At 68.7% G+C, this 17,100-nt stretch carries 15 protein-coding genes and 1 riboswitch; of the genes, 10 read left to right on the top strand and 5 right to left on the bottom strand.

Annotated features, from left to right (window positions below):
• Nucleotides 1-9 precede the first annotated feature (9 nt).
• A complete protein-coding gene (locus ACLD0U_RS02595) occupies nucleotides 10-1,239 on the top strand; it encodes an MFS transporter (RefSeq protein ID WP_410339744.1) in 1,230 nt (409 codons plus the stop codon).
• Here the strand turns inward: ACLD0U_RS02595 and ACLD0U_RS02590 are convergent.
• Nucleotides 1,229-2,593, bottom strand: coding sequence for a short-chain fatty acid transporter (locus ACLD0U_RS02590; RefSeq protein ID WP_224817429.1), 1,365 nt, complete (start codon nucleotides 2,591-2,593; stop codon nucleotides 1,229-1,231). The two genes, ACLD0U_RS02595 and ACLD0U_RS02590, sit on opposite strands and share 11 nt — an antisense overlap.
• Nucleotides 2,594-2,701: 108 nt before the next feature.
• On the opposite strand from ACLD0U_RS02590, the gene ACLD0U_RS02585 reads away from it, so the two are divergent.
• Both ACLD0U_RS02585 and ACLD0U_RS02580 read left to right on the top strand, forming a co-directional pair.
• Nucleotides 2,702-3,415 (top strand): DUF6882 domain-containing protein, encoded by a 714-nt coding sequence (locus ACLD0U_RS02585; protein ID WP_410339743.1) that lies wholly within the window; start codon nucleotides 2,702-2,704, stop codon nucleotides 3,413-3,415.
• Between the two features lie 26 nt (nucleotides 3,416-3,441).
• Nucleotides 3,442-3,999, top strand: coding sequence for a hypothetical protein (locus ACLD0U_RS02580; RefSeq protein WP_206550302.1), 558 nt, complete (start codon nucleotides 3,442-3,444; stop codon nucleotides 3,997-3,999).
• Nucleotides 4,000-4,035: 36 nt separating this feature from the next.
• On the opposite strand, the gene ACLD0U_RS02575 is transcribed toward ACLD0U_RS02580, so the two are convergent.
• On the bottom strand, nucleotides 4,036-4,911 hold the full coding sequence (locus ACLD0U_RS02575; protein WP_410339742.1) for a bifunctional methylenetetrahydrofolate dehydrogenase/methenyltetrahydrofolate cyclohydrolase: 876 nt from the start codon (nucleotides 4,909-4,911) through the stop codon (nucleotides 4,036-4,038).
• A gap of 154 nt (nucleotides 4,912-5,065) precedes the next feature.
• A complete protein-coding gene (gene glyA, locus ACLD0U_RS02570) occupies nucleotides 5,066-6,340 on the bottom strand; it encodes a serine hydroxymethyltransferase (RefSeq protein WP_206550304.1) in 1,275 nt (424 codons plus the stop codon).
• 37 nt (nucleotides 6,341-6,377) lie between these two features.
• Nucleotides 6,378-6,460: riboswitch (ZMP/ZTP riboswitch) on the bottom strand.
• 63 nt (nucleotides 6,461-6,523) lie between these two features.
• On the opposite strand from glyA, the gene ACLD0U_RS02565 reads away from it, so the two are divergent.
• The 6 genes from ACLD0U_RS02565 (at nucleotide 6,524) to ACLD0U_RS02540 (ending at nucleotide 13,624) form a co-directional block, all read left to right on the top strand.
• The gene (locus ACLD0U_RS02565; RefSeq protein WP_410339741.1) at nucleotides 6,524-8,041 is read left to right on the top strand and encodes a family 20 glycosylhydrolase; all 1,518 of its coding nucleotides are present in this window, start codon (nucleotides 6,524-6,526) and stop codon (nucleotides 8,039-8,041) included.
• The gene (locus ACLD0U_RS02560) at nucleotides 8,041-9,222 is read left to right on the top strand and encodes an N-acetylglucosamine-6-phosphate deacetylase (protein WP_410339740.1); all 1,182 of its coding nucleotides are present in this window, start codon (nucleotides 8,041-8,043) and stop codon (nucleotides 9,220-9,222) included. The genes ACLD0U_RS02565 and ACLD0U_RS02560 overlap by 1 nt, the downstream gene beginning before the upstream one ends.
• Before the next feature lie 378 nt (nucleotides 9,223-9,600).
• Nucleotides 9,601-11,433 carry a sigma-70 family RNA polymerase sigma factor gene (locus tag ACLD0U_RS02555; RefSeq protein ID WP_410339739.1) on the top strand — a complete coding sequence of 611 codons (1,833 nt, stop codon included), beginning with the start codon at nucleotides 9,601-9,603 and terminating at the stop codon, nucleotides 11,431-11,433.
• Between the two features lie 56 nt (nucleotides 11,434-11,489).
• Complete coding sequence (locus tag ACLD0U_RS02550) at nucleotides 11,490-11,861, top strand: YrdB family protein (RefSeq protein WP_179411515.1); 372 nt, start codon at nucleotides 11,490-11,492, stop codon at nucleotides 11,859-11,861.
• Nucleotides 11,862-11,874: 13 nt separating this feature from the next.
• The gene (locus tag ACLD0U_RS02545) at nucleotides 11,875-13,236 is read left to right on the top strand and encodes an FAD-binding oxidoreductase (RefSeq protein WP_410339738.1); all 1,362 of its coding nucleotides are present in this window, start codon (nucleotides 11,875-11,877) and stop codon (nucleotides 13,234-13,236) included.
• Nucleotides 13,229-13,624: an NUDIX hydrolase gene (locus ACLD0U_RS02540; RefSeq protein ID WP_410339737.1), complete on the top strand. Its 396-nt coding sequence runs from the start codon at nucleotides 13,229-13,231 to the stop codon at nucleotides 13,622-13,624. The genes ACLD0U_RS02545 and ACLD0U_RS02540 overlap by 8 nt, the downstream gene beginning before the upstream one ends.
• 36 nt (nucleotides 13,625-13,660) lie before the next feature.
• Here the strand turns inward: ACLD0U_RS02540 and ACLD0U_RS02535 are convergent, their stop codons facing one another.
• Nucleotides 13,661-14,440: a glucosamine-6-phosphate deaminase gene (locus tag ACLD0U_RS02535; RefSeq protein ID WP_410339736.1), complete on the bottom strand. Its 780-nt coding sequence runs from the start codon at nucleotides 14,438-14,440 to the stop codon at nucleotides 13,661-13,663.
• Nucleotides 14,433-15,395, bottom strand: a complete 963-nt coding sequence (locus ACLD0U_RS02530; RefSeq protein ID WP_410339735.1) for an ROK family protein — start codon at nucleotides 15,393-15,395, stop codon at nucleotides 14,433-14,435. Before ACLD0U_RS02530 ends, ACLD0U_RS02535 begins: the two co-directional genes overlap by 8 nt.
• A 176-nt stretch (nucleotides 15,396-15,571) precedes the next feature.
• On the opposite strand from ACLD0U_RS02530, the gene ACLD0U_RS02525 reads away from it, so the two are divergent.
• The gene (locus tag ACLD0U_RS02525; protein ID WP_410339734.1) at nucleotides 15,572-17,032 is read left to right on the top strand and encodes a L,D-transpeptidase; all 1,461 of its coding nucleotides are present in this window, start codon (nucleotides 15,572-15,574) and stop codon (nucleotides 17,030-17,032) included.
• The last annotated feature ends 68 nt before the right edge of the window (nucleotides 17,033-17,100 follow it).

The raw sequence follows: 17,100 nt of genomic DNA, 5'->3' as shown, positions 1-17,100 counted from the left end.
CGCCTTCTGGTGAACCGCGGGCTGGCCGCACTGACCGACCGCAACTTCCGCTGGTTCTTCCTGGCGCGTGCCATCACTCTGGTGACCGGATCGATGTCGTCGATCGCGCTGGCGTTCGCCGTGCTGCAGATCGACAACGACCCCGTCAGTCTGTCGTTGGTGCTCGCCGCGTTCACGGTCGCGAACATCGTGTTCGTGCTGTTCGGCGGCGTGATCGCCGATCGGCTGCCCCGCGCCGTGGTCATCCAGGTCTGCTACGTGATCGACATCCTCTCGATCGGCACGGTCGCCTACCTGTTGTTCACCGAGACGGCGACGATTCCGGTGGTGATCGCCCTCGCCGCCGTCAACGGCGCGTCGACCGCGTTCGTCCTGCCCGCGATGCAGGGCATCATCCCCCAGTTGACGACACCCGAGACGCTGCAGCAGGCCAACGCCATGCTGTCTTTCGTCCGGTCGGCGGTGACCATCGGCGGTCCGGTCATCGCCGGCATCCTGGTCACCACGGTCGGTCCGGCCTGGGCGATGGTCGTGCAGGTGATCGGCTGGCTCGTCGCGATCCCCATCCTTGCGCTGGTCAAGCTGCCCCCGCCGGTCGGCGACGGCAGCTTCTCACTGTTCGCCGACCTGCGCATCGGATGGACCGAGTTCTGGAGCCGTTCCTGGCTCGTCGCGGTCGTCTTCGCGTTCATGATCATGAACGCGATCCACGTCGGCGCCTGGGGCGTGGTCGGGCCGTACATCGCCAAGAACGATGACCGCCTGGGCATCGCCGGCTGGGGCTGGGTGGTCAGCGCCGAAGGCGCCGGAGTGCTGCTCATGACGCTCGTGCTGATGTGGGTGCCGTTGAAACGCCCGCTGCGGATGGGCATGATCGGCATCAGCCTCTTCGCCCTGCCCTTGACCGCGCTCGGACTGCATCCGGCGGTTGTGCTCGTGGCGATCGCAGCTTTTCTCGCCGGGGCGGGCGCCGAGGTGTTCAGCACGGGCTGGAGCGTGGCGATGATGGAGAACGTCCCCACCGACAAGCTCAGCCGGGTATCGAGCTATGACATGCTGGGCAGCTTCGTCGTGATGCCCATCGGCACGCTCGTCTACGGCTGGCTCATCACGCACGCCGATCCGGCTGTCGTGCTGACCACCTCGGCGGTGCTCTACGCGTCCATCGCGCTCGGCACCGTGCTGGTGCCGAGCGTGTGGCGCATGGGGCGCACGCGCGCCGTCCCGATCACAGGCTGACGAGCACCAGCACGGTCATCAGCACCACGCCCGAGCCGAGCAGCGTCACGAACGTGTAGCCGAGGATGTCGCGCATCTTCAGACCGGCGATCGCCAGCACGGGCAGCGCCCAGAACGGCTGGATCATGTTCGTCCACTGGTCGCCGTAGGCGACCGCCATGACGGCCACCGCGGGGTCGACACCCAGTTGGTCGGCGGCATCGAGCATGATCGGTCCCTGTACGGCGAACTGCCCGCCACCCGAGGGCACGAAGAAGTTCACGACACCGGCGGCCAGGAACGCCAGCACGCCGAACGTGACCGGCGTGGCGATCGCGACGAACGAGTTCGAGAACAGTTCGATCAGCCCCGAGCCGGCCATGATGCCCAGGATGCCCGCGTACAGCGGGAACTGCACGAGGATCTCGCCGACGTTCGATGCGGCCTTCTTGGTCAGGTGGATCAGTTCGAAGGGGTTGCGCACCAGCAGCAGGATCAGCGCCAGGAACGACCAGTTGACGATGTCGAGGGTCAGCGTGCCACCCTGAACGAAGTGCACGACGAGGTAGACGGCGAGCGCCGCACCGAGCGCGAGGGTGAGGATGCGCGACGCGTCGACGCGGTCAGCGGGGGTGACGACCTGGTCGTCGGCCTCATCATGCTCCTCGGAGCCGACGTGCACCGGCAGCTCGAAGATCGGGTCGTCCTTGCGCGGACGGATCAGGAAGAACAGCAGCGAGCAGACGACGATCACGCTGACGGCGGCCAGCAGGTTCCACGTCGAGAACAGCGTCTCGGTGACGGGAATGACCTCGTCGTTCAGAGCCGGTGCAAGGAAGGACCCCGGCGTCGCGGCGGTCAGTGGGCCCGAACCCGAGTAGCCCATGTGCCAGACGACGAAGCCCGAGTAGCCGGCGGCCACCAGCAGCGGGAAGTGCACCTTCATGCCGCGCTTGCGTGCCTGTACGGCGACCTCACGGGCCAGCAGGGTGCCGACGATGAGTCCCAGCCCCCAGGTGATCAGGCAGGCCAGGGCCGCGACGATGAAGACGAAGACGTACGCGAACGCCGCGTTGCTGGGCACACGGGCGAGCCAGCCGAGCAGCTTGCGCACGGGGCCGGTGTTGGCGAGCATGTACCCCAGCAGCAGGATCAGGCACATCTGCGTCATGAAGGCCAGCAGGCCCGCCAGACCGTCGCCCCAGCTGACGACGACGTCGACAGGGCTCGTCTGTGTCAGTGTCATCGCGAGGATGGCGACGATGAACGTCAGGACGATCGCGAAGGTCAGCGCCGAGGGGATCCACTGTTCGAGGAACCTGTTGATGGGGCGCATGAAGCTGCGCTTGCCGGGGCGTGTCTGCGTCGTGTGCATGACAGCTACTCCTTTGTCTCTGGGCACACGTGTCCGTGCCTCAAAGACCATAGCGAATTCACGGCTGCGGCTTTGGCATCGCACAGCCTCGACACGCACACTGGAGACATGAACTTCGACACCCTGCGCGCCCTCGCCGACCGCGCCGCCCTGTTCACGGCCCTCCGGCAGGACCAGCTGGTCGCCGCCGTCGACGACCTGGGCGAACACCGCTGGAGCGTCGACCTCTCGGCAGGAGTGTTCACCTTCGTCGCCGATGCCGACCCGTCGCGCACTCTGCAGGCGACACCGCACCTGATCGCATCCATCGCACCGGGCCCCCGCTCGCTGATGTGGTCGTGGGCACTGCCCGAAAGCTACGACACCACCGTGGCCGACCGCCTACGGACGTACGGCGAGCAGCACGGCATCGCCGAGCTCACGGCAGGCGAGGTCGCTCTGCCCGACGGCGACGACGGGGACTCCGCGCTGTCATCGCTCGCGCACCTCGTGGGCGGCGCGGCCGTCGAGATCACCGGGCTGTCGCCGTACTACATCGCCAACGTCGGAGACACGCGCGCGGTGATCCTGCTCGACGCTGCGGTACCGACGTTGAGCGTCAGCACCGCGGTACAGGCACTCCCCCGTGTGCTCGCCGGCCTGACGATGCGCGATCCGCGGGCATCCGTCTGGGATCTCTCGCGTCTGGCCGGGTGGCGACTCGAGTGGGCCGATGAGTCGTTCTCGGCGGCCGTCGTATCGGATGCCACCGGCACCGCCACATTCCGGTTCGACGAGCACGCCCGAATCTCCGGCATCGAGAGCACACTCACCGGCGCCTGAACCGGCGGATGTGCGACCCTGGAGGCATGCGCAACGCGATCATCCGGTTCGGTGCCCTCTACGTCTTCAACGCGGCGGCACTGCTGCTGCTCGGTCTGCTGCTGCCGAGCGTGCGCGTGGGCTGGCACGCCCTGTGGGCCGCCGTCGTGCTCACCGCCGCCGCACTGCTGATCAAGCCCGCGCTGCGCGCGGCGTTCCGCAAGGGCGTCGCGAAGTCAGCGCATGAGCGCACGAAGCTCGGCGAGAAGGCAGTGCAGTACGCCAGCGTTTTCGCCGTCGAGCTGATCGTGTGGATCGTAACCGTGCTGCTGAGCGGTGTGCGCGTCAGCGGATTCTTCTGGGGCTGGGTGCTCCCGCCCGTGCTGCTGCTGATCGGCTGGGTCGTCTACGACCGCCTCGACGACCGGTTCCGCGCGAAGGCGGGCCAGATCTACGACGCGACCTCGGCGAAGATCACCGGGCGACGTCCGTCTCCGGCATCCGACGCTCCCGCTCCCGACTCCCCCGCGACCCGCGCGGGGCGCGAGGAGCTCGCCGACGGACTGACACCCGAACAGCGCCGCATGCTCGACGACCTGGGGTGACGCACGCCGCGCCGCGGCGGCGCGTACGGCGTCTCGCTACACCCGCTCGGCGGCCTCGACGACGTTCGTCATCAGCAGCGCGACGGTCATCGGGCCGACACCGCCCGGGTTGGGCGAGAGGAATCCGGCGACCTCGGCAACGTTGGGATGCACGTCGCCGTACACCTTCGACTTGCCCGTCTCGGGGTCATCCTCACGGGTCACTCCCACGTCGAGCACAGCAGCGCCGGGCTTGACGTCGGCAGCGCGGATGAGGTGCTTGACCCCCGCGCCGGCGACGATCACATCGGCCATCCGCAGGTACGGCGCCATATCCGGCGTGCCGGTGTGCACCTGGGTGACCGTGGCATTGACGTCTCGCCGCGTGAGCAGCAGCCCCATCGGCCGGCCGATCGTGACGCCGCGACCGACGACGACGACGTGCTTGCCCGAGAAGTCGTAGCCGTTGCGCACAAGAAGCTCGATCACGCCGCGCGGCGTGCACGGCAGCGGTGTGTGGATCGGCGCGTTGACGTTGAGCACCAGCCGGCCGAGGTTGGTCGGATGCAGACCGTCGGCGTCCTTGGCCGGGTCGATGCGCTCGAGGATGGCATCGGTGTCGAGGTGCTTCGGCAGCGGCAGCTGCACGATGTATCCGTGGCACGCCGGGTCGGCGTTGAGCTCATCGATCAGCGCTTCGACCTGCTGCTGGGTGGCATCCGCCGGCAGCTCGCGCTGGATGGAGTTCATGCCGATCGCCTCGGACTGGCGGTGCTTCATGCCGACGTAGAGCTGCGAGGCCGGGTCGGCCCCCACCAGCACGGTGGCGATGCCGGGCACGATGCCGCGGGCACGCAGCGCCGCGACGCGCTCGGTCAGCTCGCTCTTGATCTCGGCCGCAGCGGCCTTGCCGTCGAGGGTCTTCGCCGTCATGTCACGGTTCCTTTCACGGTCGTTCCCTTCCCCTCCCACGAGGAGTCCACTCCCACGAGGGGTCAGAAAACGTCGGGTCCGGGCATGCCCAGGCGACGTTTCTTGACCCCTCGTGGCGCGGGACGGGCCCTCGCGGGGAGGGAACGAGAGGGGGTTACTGCTGGAGGTCGGGGTACAGCGGGAAGGCCGTCGCGAGAGCATCCACGCGGGCGCGCAGCGCGTCGATGTCGGCACCCGGCTGCAGTGCCAGGGCGATCACATCGGCGACCTCGGTGAACTCGGCGTCGCCGAAGCCGCGCGTGGCGAGCGCCGGCGTGCCGATGCGCAGACCCGAGGTGACCATCGGCGGGCGCGGGTCGTTGGGCACCGCGTTGCGGTTGACGGTGATGTGGATCTCGTGCAGCAGGTCTTCAGCCTGCTTGCCGTCGATCTCGGCGTCACGCAGGTCGACCAGCACGAGGTGCACGTCGGTGCCGCCCGAGCGCACCGCGACACCGGCGTCCTTGACGTCCTGCTGCGACAGCCGGTCGGCGATGATCGCCGCACCGCGCAGCACGCGCTCCTGACGCTCCTTGAACTCCGGCGAACCGGCGATCTTGAACGCCGTCGCCTTGGCGGCGATGACGTGCATGAGCGGACCGCCCTGCTGACCGGGGAAGACAGCCGAGTTGATCTTCTTCGCGATGTCGGCATCGTTCGTCAGGATGAAGCCCGAGCGGGGGCCACCGATCGTCTTGTGCACGGTCGACGAGACCACGTGCGCGTGCGGCACCGGGTTGGGGTGCAGGCCCGCGGCGACGAGACCGGCGAAGTGGGCCATGTCGACCCAGAGCAGTGCGCCGACCTCATCGGCGATCTCACGGAACGCGGCGAAGTCGAGGGTGCGCGGGTACGCCGACCAGCCGGCGATGATCACCTTGGGCTTGTGCTCGATGGCGAGCGCACGCACCTCGTCCATGTCGATCTTCGAGGTCTCGGGGTCGACGCCGTACGCGACGATGTCGTACAGCCGGCCCGAGAAGTTGATCTTCATGCCGTGGGTGAGGTGGCCGCCGTGGTCGAGCGACAGGCCCAGCAGCGTGTCGCCGGGACGGGCGATGGCGTGCAGCACGGCCGCGTTGGCCGTCGCGCCCGAGTGGGGCTGGACGTTGGCGAACTCGGCGCCGAAGAGTTCCTTGGCGCGCGAGATGGCCAGCGACTCGGCGACGTCGACCTCTTCGCAACCGCCGTAGTAGCGGCGGCCGGGGTAGCCCTCGGCGTACTTGTTGGTGAGCACCGAGCCCTGCGACTGCAGAACCGAGACGGGCACGAAGTTCTCAGAGGCGATCATCTCGAGGTACGTGCGCTGGCGGTTCAGCTCGCGCTCGAGAACCTCGGCGATCTCGGGGTCGACCTCGGCGAGCGGGGCGTCGAAGTAGCGGTCGGTCATGGCAGTCTCCTGTTCACAGGGGAAATAGGGAATGTTCCTCATCGGCCCAGGCGCGCGGTCGAATCCCATGAGGTCGCTCCCCGGTGGTGACCCACCCAGACGCCAGTCGCGACGCACATGAGTCTAGCGGATCGGCCGGACTTAGACCGTTGCGCGTTTCCCGTGAACCGATAGGTTTTGTTCATGGCCCTTCCAGATTCCCTCCCCCTGATCCCCTCCCCGATCTCGGCCACGGCCGGAGAGGGGCGCCTCGCACTGACGCCGGGCACCCTCGTGCACGGGTGCGAGGCAGCATCCGCCACCCTGATCGATGCCGTCGAGCGCCGTACCGGCACCCGCCTCACCACGTCGGATGCCACCGATGACGCCGCGACCACGATCGCTCTGCGGGTCGACCCGGCGGCGGCCGCCGCCGAGGGCTACACGCTGCGCGTCGCCGAGAGCATCGAGGTGGTCGGCGCCGATGCGGCCGGTCTGTTCTACGGCGTCCAGACCCTGTTGCAGCTGCTGTGCGAGGGCGAGGACGGCTGGGGCTGGCAGCGCGCCGAGGTGGCGGATGCCCCCCGCTTCGCCTACCGCGGTGTGATGCTCGATGTCACCCGCCACTTCTTCCCCGTCGACGAGGTCAAGACCGTCATCGACCGCGCTGCCGCGCTGAAGTTCAACCACCTGCACCTGCACCTCACCGACGACCAGGGCTGGCGCATCGAGATCGATGCCTGGCCGCTGCTGGCAGAGAAGGCCTCGACGACGTCTGCCAACGGCGACGCCGGCGGCTTCTACACGAAGGACGACTACCGCGAGATCGTCGGGCACGCGGCATCGCGGCATGTCACGATCGTGCCCGAGATCGACCTGCCCGGCCACACGCACGCGATCGGCGTCGCCTACCCGGATCTCGTCGAAGAGCCTGTGCTCAACGACGAGCTCGTGCGCGCCACCGAGGCGTGGGGGCAGCAGCTGCCCGTACGCGGCGAGCCGTTCACCGGCTGGGGCGTGGGCCACTCCAGCGTGCGCATCCGCGACGAGCGCACGTACGACTTCGTGCGCGACGTGCTCACCGAGCTCGCCGAGATCACCCCCGGCCCGTACCTGCACATCGGTGGTGACGAGTCGCTGGGCACCTCGGCCGAGGACTTCGCATACTTCGTCGAGCGCGCGACGGCGATGGTGCAGCAGATCGGAAAGACTCCGGTCGCGTGGCACGAGGCCGGCGCTGCCGCCGAGATCGCCTCGGGCACGGTCGGCCAGTTCTGGGGTGCCCTCAAGCCGTCCGAGCTGCACGCGTCCGAGGCGGCGCATTTCGTCGCGCGCGGCGGTGGGCTGATCCTGTCGCCGTCCGACACGATCTACCTCGATATGAAGTACGACGCCGACTACCCGCTGGGCCTGGCCTGGGCGGGCCTGGTCAACGTGCGCCGCTCGTACGAGTGGGAACCGACCGACATGCTCGATGTGCCCGACGAGGCGATCCTCGGCATCGAGGGACCGCTGTGGACCGAGACGGTGCGCACCTTCGAAGACGCAGATCAGCTGATCTACCCGCGCATCGCGGCCGTCGCCGAGCGCGCATGGACGCCCGCAGGATCGCCGCAGCTGACCTGGGGCTCGTTCCGCACCCGACTGGGAGCAATGGCCCCGCTGTGGCAGGCTGACGGCATCCACTTCCACCGCGCAGCTGAGATCGACTGGAGCTCCTGATGACCCCGACCACCGACTTCCGCGGATCGCGGGTCGTCCATTCCGCACGCCTAGTCGACGGAGATGGTTCGATCACCGAGAACGCGTGGGTGCGTTTCGAGGATGGCTACGTCGCCGCCCGCGGTACGGGAACGGACTGGACCGATGCGGACGACGTGGTCGATGCCGTGTCGGTCGCCGGTCCCGGTGCGCTGCTGTGCCCTGGATTCATCGACATCCACGGTCATGGTGGTGCCGGCGCTGCCTATGACGACGGCGCCGAGGCGATCCGCACCGGCCGGAAGATGCACCGCGCGCACGGCACGACGCGTGCCGTGATCTCGTTGGTGACCGCCAGCGTCGACGCGCTCGCGCAGCAGGCCGCCGTGATCGCCGATCTCGCCGAGTCGGATGCCGAGATCCTCGGTAGCCACCTGGAGGGCCCCTTCCTCGATCCCGGCCATCAGGGCGCGCACGAGCCGTCGCTGCTGCGCCACCCGGAGACGGCCGACGTGGCGCGCCTGCTGGAGGCCGGCCGCGGGACGGTGCGTCAGGTCACGATCGCGCCGGAGCTGCCCGGTGGCCTCGACGCGGTCCGTCAGATCGTCGCGTCGGGCGCGGTCGCCGCGATCGGTCACACCGACGCGGATGCGGATGCCGCACGCGCGGCCTTCGAGGCGGGCGCATCGATCCTGACGCACGCGTTCAACGCCATGAACGGCATTCACCACCGCACGCCGGGGCCGGTCATCACTGCCGCGGCCGATCACCGCGTGGTGCTCGAGGGCATCGCCGACAACATCCACCTGCACCCGAACATCATCAAGCTGCTGTTCGACGTCGCGCCAGGTCGCGTGGCGCTGATCACCGATGCGATGGCGGCGGCCGGGAGCGCCGACGGTCACTACGACCTCGGCGCGGTGAAGGTCACGGTGAAGGACGGCGTCGCGCGCACCGACGACACTGGCTCGATCGCGGGTTCGACGCTGACGCAGGACGTGGCGTTGCGCAACGCCGTCGCCGCGGGTGTGCCGTTGGCCGAGGCCGTCCGCGCCCTCACGTCGACGCCTGCCGGCGCGATCGGATACGGCGCTTCGCTGGGAACATTGCAGCCGGGCTTCGTCGCCGATGCGGTGCTGCTGAGCGACGGGTTCGACGTGCAGGGCGTCTGGGTCGGAGCGGCGCCGACGCGCTCTTGCTGAGAAAACGGGGTTCGGGCCGCCGTACTCCCCAGCACGGCGGCCTCGCGTCCCCAGGAGCCGGTCGGACCGAAGGCTCCTCCCCCGAGGTCTTCGGCCCGAACCGGGTCATCGATGCGATACCCCGTGCATCGATGCTGCAACGCCGCCCCCCGGTGGTGCTGCAGTTCGCTCCGAGTAAGGAGACGCCGCTGTATCGGGTTCATTACGCGAGTCCCAACAAATTTCTCGAGAAAGTTCCGCTGCCCGGTTGGGGAGTTCTCCACAGGGTTGGTTTCGATGCTCGTTTGTGACCAGAATTGGGAGGACGCGTGATGAAACGACACTTCACGCGTCTCTTCGTGTGAGCGCGTTCCGATAGGCGCGTGGTGAGGACATCAAGTGGGAGACCAGAAAGCCGATCATTCGGCATCCGCCGATGCAGACCTGGTGTTGCGTGCGCGATCGGGCGACACCGAGGCATTCGCGGAACTCTGGCGACGACACCACGTGTCCGGCCTGACCGTGGCACGGTCGGTGACGTCATCGATCGACCCGGACGACCTGGTGCAAGAGGCCTACGCCCGCATCTACCAGGCGATCCTCAAGGGGGGCGGCCCGAATGGGTCGTTCCGCGCGTACCTGTTCACCAGCATCCGCAACACCGCGGCGGCATGGGGGCGCTCCCGCCGCGAAGTGCCCATCGATGAGATGGACGCGGTCGTCGATCCGCACAGTACCGACTCGGCCGCCGATGAAGCGTTGGATCGCGGGCTGACCGCTCAAGCGTTCCGGTCACTTCCCTCGCGCTGGCAGGAAGTGCTCTGGTACTCCGAGATCGAGCAGATGAAGCCGGCCGAGATCGCACCTCTGCTCGGGATGACCGCCGGCGCGGTCTCCCAGTTGACCTTCCGCGCGCGGGAGGGCCTGCGCGAAGCGTGGATCCAAGCGCATCTGCGCAGCGTCGCTGAGGGCTCCGAGTGCCAGTGGACGATCGAACACCTCGGCGCTCACTCACGCGGCAATCTCGGGCCGCGTGCGCAGCAGCGTATCGACGCGCACCTCGCGTCGTGCACGCGGTGCATCATCGTCGCCGCTGAGGCGAAGGACGTCTCCGGGCGCCTGGCGATCGTCATCCTTCCGCTCGTACTGGGCGCTGGCGCCGCCTCCAGCTACCTCGCCACTTTGCAGGGTGGCGGTGCCCCGATCGTCGCATTGGCCGCGATGCCCGCGGGTGTGGTGGATGTCGCCACAATCGGCGGGACGGCATCAAGTGTCGGTGCACCGACGATCTCCGGTGCGGGTGCGGTACCGCCGAGCATGGGCGGCGCCGAAGCTGCGGGAGCCGCGGGCTCCGGCGGCACTGGCGCGGGTGCGGGTTCCGTCGCCGGAATCGGCGCATTGGTCGGTGCGGGTTCAGCCGCACTGGTCGTCGCCGGCGTCGTCGCCGCCGTCGCGGTGGTGCCGGCGCTGACGTCGGCGGGCAGCGCCACATCTTCACCGAGCGCATCGCTGTCGGACTCTTCGGCGATCACTTCCGAGGTAAACCCCGACACCTCGAAGCCACTGGAGAACCCGCTGGTGATCGAGGTCGACGACGAGCCGCCAGCGGCGCCGTCACCCCTGCCAGGCGTCGAGGCTGCGCCTCCGGCCGACGAGACCACCCCCAGCGAACCCGCCGCACCCGAGACAGCCCCCGCGCCCGACCCGAGCCCGGAGCCGACGGTCACACCCGAGCCGAGCCCGGAGCCGACGGTCACGCCCGAGCCCACTCCCACCGTCACGCCGAAGCCGACGGTCACGCCGAAGCCGACCCCCACGCTCACCGTCACCCCGAAGCCGACACCGACCGTCACGCCGAAGCCGACCGTCACACCGACGGCCCCGCCGACGGTTCGCCCAACGCCAACGCCAACGCCCGTGCCTGAGCCAGAGCAGGATCTCGCACCGATCGTGTGGGACGGTCAGCGCGAGGTCTGGGTCGACGACGAGGGCAAGACCCACTACGTCCTCCCCGTCAGCGGCACCCCGAACGCCGTCGTACAGGCATGGCTGGGTGGCAGCCCCGGCGGAGGCGATGAGATCACTCTCGACTCCCAGGGCGAGGGCCTGATCGACCTGCGCCCGAACGCCTGGCAGATCGCGCTCGGCGCCGAGCTCGGACTGCGCTATGTCGTCGACGGCGAACCCGGTGAGTGGACGTACTTCACCATCAAGGGCTTCCTCAGCCGGTAGCGACCGCTCACCCGGCATCGGCGTGGGCCAGCGCGCCCGCCGAATAGACTGGACTCATGTCCCAGGATCCCGCCACCGAACCCGGTGTGACCCGCCCGAACGTCACCCCGCTCGACATCGTCCGCGTGCTCGTGCTGCTGGCGGCCCTTGCCAGCCTCGCCCTGTGGGGCTTCGCCACGTGGGCGATGCCGTGGAGCATCGTCGTCGGCATCGGTGCGCCGCTGATCGTGCTGGTGCTGTGGGCCCTCGTGCTCTCATCGAAGCCTGTTCTTCGTCTGCACCCGTTCCTGCGCGCCCTGGTCGAACTGCTGATCTACGTGGGTGTCACGCTGGCATGGTGGTCGATGGGCTCGACGTGGATCGGCATCGCTTTCGCCGTGGTGGCTGTCGCAACGGGGGTCATCTCCGGGCGCCGCGCCTTCCGCTGAACCCCGCGCGGCCATGACCGACGTCCTCGCACTGCTGCAGAGCGAACTCGGCGATATCGTCGATACGACGTCCGGCGCGCTCGAAGCCGCCAGGGCCGACCGTAGCGGACATCGTTCTGCCGGGCGCCCTCTGGCCGTGGTGCATGCCAGGACCGTCGACGAGGTGCAGCGCACGATGCGCATCGCCTCGCAGACCGAGACCCCGGTCGTGACCCGCGGCGCGGGTACGGGCCTCGCAGGCGGCGCGAACGCCGGCCCCGGCGAGATCGCGCTGTCGACAGCGGCGATGACCGGCATCCTCGAAGTACGGCCCGATGATCTCATCGCGGTCGTCGAGCCGGGCATCCTCAACGCCGACCTGAACGCGCACCTGGCACAGCACGACCTGTGGTGGGCACCCGACCCCGCCAGCCGCGAGATCAGCACGGTCGGCGGCAACATCGCCACCGGTGCCGGTGGTCTGCTGTGCGCAAAGTACGGCGTCGTACGCGATGCGGTGCTCGGGGTGGATCTGGTGCTCGCCGACGGACGGATGCTGCGCCTCGGTCACCGCACGGTGAAGGGCGTCACGGGCCTGGATCTGACCTCGCTGGCGATCGGCTCCGAAGGCCGGCTGGGCGTCATCGTGGGTGCGACGCTCAAATTGCGCCGGCGCCCTGCGGGCGTGGTCTGCACGCTCACGGCTTCGTTCCCGACAGTGAGCACTGCGGCCGCGGGCGCGGCCGCGGTGACGGCCGCCGGCGTGCAGCCGTCGATCATGGAGCTCATGGACGCCACAGCACTAGCCGCCGTCCACGATCTGCTCGGGATGCCGCTGCCAGCCGCGCGATCCGCGCAGCTGACCATCCAGACCGATGGCTCGGCCGCACGCGACGAGGCTGCCGCGATCGCACACGTGCTCGAAGCGTGCGGCGGCACTGTCGCGGTCACGGACGATCCGGATGCCGGCGAGGAACTCCTGCGCGTGCGCCGCTCCATGCACCCGGCGATGGCCGCACTCGGCACGACGCTGATCGAGGACGTCGCTGTTCCGCGCAGCGCGATGGCGGCGATGTTCGACGAGATTGAGCGGATCGAGCAACAGCACGGCGTCAGCATCCCGACCGTCGCGCACGCGGGCGATGGCAACCTGCATCCGAACTTCATCTTCGACGGCGAGGACGTACCCGATCACGTCTGGGCCGCCGCCGACGATCTCTTCCGCACGGCGGTGCGGCTGGGCGGCACCCTCACCGGTGAGCACGGCATCGGCATGCTGAAGAGCCGCTGGTTGGCCGAGGAGCTGGGCGCTGACCAGTGGCAGCTGCAACGCGATATCGTGCGCGTGTTCGATCCACAAGGAATCCTCAACCCGGGAAAGGTGTTCGATGCCTGATATCCACGTCAGCGCCGCGGTGATCGTCGACCGCGCCGGTCACGCGCTCGTGGTGCGCAAGCACGGCACCACCCGGTTCATGCAGCCCGGTGGCAAGCCCGAACCCGGCGAGACCGCCGCGCAGACGCTCATTCGGGAACTGGATGAGGAGCTCGCTCTGCGGGTCGACGAGACGGCGCTGCAGCCGCTGGGAAGGTTCGTATCGGCAGCGGCGAACGAGCCCGATCACCGCGTGGTCGCCGAGGCATTCGCGCTGCGGGCGGAATCTTCGGACGTCGTCGTGCAGGCCGAACTGGCCGAGCTGCGTTGGCTCGCCCCGGGCGATATGCACAGCGTTCCGCTCGCCCCGCTCAGCGTGGAGCATCTGCTTCCGCTCGCGTGGCGCTGAGCGGAAGCAGATGCCCGCCCGAGGGCCGGTGCTGGCTCAGATGCCCTGCCAGGCGGGCTTGTTCTCGTAGCTGTAGCGGTAGTAGTCGGCAAGCTTCAGTTCGCTGGCGGCGGCCTCGTCGAGGACGACCGTCACATGCGGATGCAGCTGGATGGCAGAGGCGGGCAGGATCGCACTGACGGGCCCTTCAACGGCCCCGGCGACGGCGCGCGCCTTGCCCTCACCGAACGCGAGCAGCACGAGGTGCTTGGCGCGCAGGATCGTTCCCAGTCCCTGGGTGACGCAGTGCCGGGGCACGTCGTCGATCGAGTCGAAGAACCGGGCGTTGTCCTCACGGGTGCGCTCGGTGAGCGTCTTGACGCGTGTGCTGGAGGCGAACGACGAACCGGGCTCGTTGAACCCGATGTGGCCGTCTGTGCCGATCCCGAGGATCTGCAGGTCGACGCCGCCCGCGGCCGCGATCGCCGCCTCGTAGTCGGCACCGGCGTGCTCGACGCTCTCGATGGCTCCGTTGGGCACGCGGATCAGCTCGGGGTCCAGCCCCAGAGGTTGGATGACCTCGCGGGTGATGACCGAACGGTAGCTCTCGGGGTGAGCCGGGTCGATGCCTACGTACTCGTCGAGCGCGAATCCGCGCAGGTGCGATACGTCGTGGCCGGCCAGGCGCTCGCGCAATGCCTCGTAGACCGGCAACGGCGTCGACCCCGTGGCAAGACCCAGCACGGGTTCGGCGACCGTGTCGATCAGTCGCACGATCTCATCGGCGATGAGCGCGCCTGCTTCGGCCTTGCTGGGGAGGATGACGACTTCAGCCATGGGGGACGATCTCCTTGTCGAGTGCGGTGGTATCTGCAGGTGCGCTGCCCAGCAAGGCGGCCCCGATGGCCGCCACCGGCGAGTCCGCCGGAAGCATCTCTATCCTCTCATCGAGGTGCAGCGACCGCAGGAACGGTGACGTTGCCGCATCTGCTCGCAACGCGGTGCGGATGCCGGGCTCGAGCCGTTCGGCGAGGGCGGTGAGTCCGCCGCCGATCACGACGCTCTCGACATCCACCGACAGCACGAGCGCCCGCACCGCCGCCGCCACGCCGCGGAACAGGTCGTCGCGCAGCACGGTCGCAGTCGGGTCACCGGCATCCGCGGCGTCGAGGATGTCTTTCACCGGCAGATCGACCTCGCGTGCCCAGGCGCGAGCCAGCGCTCCCCCGCCGCACATGGTCTCGATGCAGCCGCGCTGTCCGCAGCCGCACACGCGGCCCTGCGGATCGACCGAAAGGTGGCCGATCTCGCCGGCGATGCCGCGAGACCCTCGCCAGATCCGTCCGTCGATGACGATGCCGGCCGCGACCCCCGTGCCGAGGTTGAGGTAGGCGATCGGAGTGTTGTCGTCGCGCAACGACGCCGCACCCAGGGCAGCGGCCTTGACGTCGTTCTCGACGAAGCAGGGCAGGTCGAGAGCGCGCTGCACCTGCGCCGCGATGTCGAGCGATTCCACCCCCAGGTTGACTGCGTGCAGCACTCTCCCCGCGCTCGCGTCGACGAGCCCGGGAATGCCGATGCCGATCGAGCGGATGTCAGAACCGGGCAGCTGGTCGCGGAGGGCACGAGTAGCGTCGAGGATGCCCGCGATGACGGCGTCGCCGCCGATGCCGGTCGGCTGGCGGACGTCGGCGAGGATCGCGCCGTCATCGGCACGCGCGATTCCGGCGATCTTCGTGCCGCCGATGTCGAGGCCGATGCGCACGCCTGGATATCGGTTCACGATCGTCATATTTGTTAGTACACCTTACGAACCGCCTTTCGCGCAACATGGCGCGCCGCGGAGCCCGTGGGTTACCCAAACGTTACGGCGCGCATCGTTTCTTCAGCACCCCATGCACCCCACCCGCAGCACTCGTCATCTACCATGAGTGCATTGCGTCGCGCAATCCGTTGGGGGGCTGTTCCGTGACTGATGTGATCTCCGGACCCGATACGGGTGCCTCTTCCGAGGGCTCCGAGTCGGTCGACACGCGACCCCCCGGTGATATCGACCGCCCCATGGAGTGGGCGCCCGCTGAACCCGCTCCGAAGAAGCGCCGCCTCGGCCTGTGGATCGGCCTCGGCGGCGGCGCAGCGCTGATCGCCGCCGTCGGTGCATCGCTCGTGCTGATCGCCCCGGGTACCACCGTTGCGGGAGTGGCTGTCGGCGGGATGACTCCAGGCATGGCGATGGACGCCATCATCAATCGCGTTGCGACCACCGACGTCACGCTGACCGACATCGGTCAGGAGTCGCAGGTCAGCGGCGCTGACCTCGGCGCGAACATCGACGCCAAGCTGCTCGCGGAGCAGGCGTTCGCCGAACGCCCGATGTGGAACCTCGGCGCCTGGCTGGGCGCGCCCGTCGCCGCCACGGTGACACTCGACGCCGAGACCGCCACCAGCGCGCTGCGCGCCGCGGCCCCGGAGAGCTTCATCGACGCCACGGATGCTGCCGTCGTGTTCGACGACGGCGCGGCCGAGTACGTCGCGACGCCCGCCGCATCCGGCACGGGCATCTCGGTGGACGACCTCGCTGCCGCTTTCACCGACGCCGTCAATGAGGGCGCGACGACCCTGACATTCTCAGGAGCGCCGACGCCCGTGCAACCCCCGATCACCGATGAGAAGGCCGCCGCCGGTGTCGAGAAGCTCAATGGCATGCTCGGCACGATCGGCTTCTACGTCGGTGACGAGCGCACCGTACCGGTGAAGCCGAAGGTGGCCGCGAGCTGGCTGAGCGTCGAGGCCGTCGACGGCGAACTGCAGATCACCGCTGACTCCACTCAGATCCAGACTGTCGTCGACACGCTCGCGGAGTCCGTGAACCGAGAGCCCGAGCCCGCCAAGAACATCGTCGACTCGGACGGAAACGTGCTGCGGACGGAGACAGAAGGCGCCACCGGCCGCGAGCTCGCCGACACCGCCGGTATGGCATCCGAGTTCGCCACCGCGCTTGAGAAGGGCGACGCGGCCTACCCGCTCACGGTCACCGAGACGCCTTTCGAGACCACCGATGTCACCCGTAGCCTCACGGTCGACATCAGCGACCAGCGCACCTATCTGATCGAGAACGGCAAGGTCGTCAAGTCGTGGCTGGTGTCGACCGGGCTGCCCGGCACCCCGACGGACCTCGGGCACTTCCGCGTGCGCGCGCATGTCCCCATCCAAGACATGCGCGGCACGAATGCGGACGGCTCGACCTACGTCACCAAGGACGTGCCCTGGGTGCTCTACTTCAATGGCGACGAGGCCTTCCACGGCACGTGGTGGCACTCCAACTTCGGCAACCGCATGAGCCACGGCTGCGTCAACATGACCTTCGACGCCGCCAAGCAGGTGTACGACGCCTCGCCCCTCGGACTCGAGGTGTGGGTGCGCGAGTAACCTCGGCACGAAGACGTAAAGAGGGCGGATGCTGTCAGCATCCGCCCTCTTCCGCGTCTCGGACGCGA

Source organism: Microbacterium sp. 2216-1 (genome assembly GCF_046507855.1).
Classification (GTDB): domain Bacteria; phylum Actinomycetota; class Actinomycetes; order Actinomycetales; family Microbacteriaceae; genus Microbacterium; species Microbacterium esteraromaticum_C.
This window is presented reverse-complemented; position numbering and strand designations above follow the sequence as displayed.

Coding starts and splice junctions, on each gene's coding strand:
- ACLD0U_RS02530 (WP_410339735.1), bottom strand. CDS start 15,395: ATGACGATCGTGAACCGATATCCAGGCGTGCGCATCGGCCTCGACATC.
- ACLD0U_RS02565 (WP_410339741.1), top strand. CDS start 6,524: ATGGCCCTTCCAGATTCCCTCCCCCTGATCCCCTCCCCGATCTCGGCC.
- ACLD0U_RS02580 (WP_206550302.1), top strand. CDS start 3,442: ATGCGCAACGCGATCATCCGGTTCGGTGCCCTCTACGTCTTCAACGCG.
- ACLD0U_RS02575 (WP_410339742.1), bottom strand. CDS start 4,911: ATGACGGCGAAGACCCTCGACGGCAAGGCCGCTGCGGCCGAGATCAAG.
- glyA (WP_206550304.1), bottom strand. CDS start 6,340: ATGACCGACCGCTACTTCGACGCCCCGCTCGCCGAGGTCGACCCCGAG.
- ACLD0U_RS02545 (WP_410339738.1), top strand. CDS start 11,875: ATGACCGACGTCCTCGCACTGCTGCAGAGCGAACTCGGCGATATCGTC.
- ACLD0U_RS02550 (WP_179411515.1), top strand. CDS start 11,490: ATGTCCCAGGATCCCGCCACCGAACCCGGTGTGACCCGCCCGAACGTC.
- ACLD0U_RS02590 (WP_224817429.1), bottom strand. CDS start 2,593: ATGCACACGACGCAGACACGCCCCGGCAAGCGCAGCTTCATGCGCCCC.
- ACLD0U_RS02535 (WP_410339736.1), bottom strand. CDS start 14,440: ATGGCTGAAGTCGTCATCCTCCCCAGCAAGGCCGAAGCAGGCGCGCTC.
- ACLD0U_RS02560 (WP_410339740.1), top strand. CDS start 8,041: ATGACCCCGACCACCGACTTCCGCGGATCGCGGGTCGTCCATTCCGCA.
- ACLD0U_RS02540 (WP_410339737.1), top strand. CDS start 13,229: ATGCCTGATATCCACGTCAGCGCCGCGGTGATCGTCGACCGCGCCGGT.
- ACLD0U_RS02585 (WP_410339743.1), top strand. CDS start 2,702: ATGAACTTCGACACCCTGCGCGCCCTCGCCGACCGCGCCGCCCTGTTC.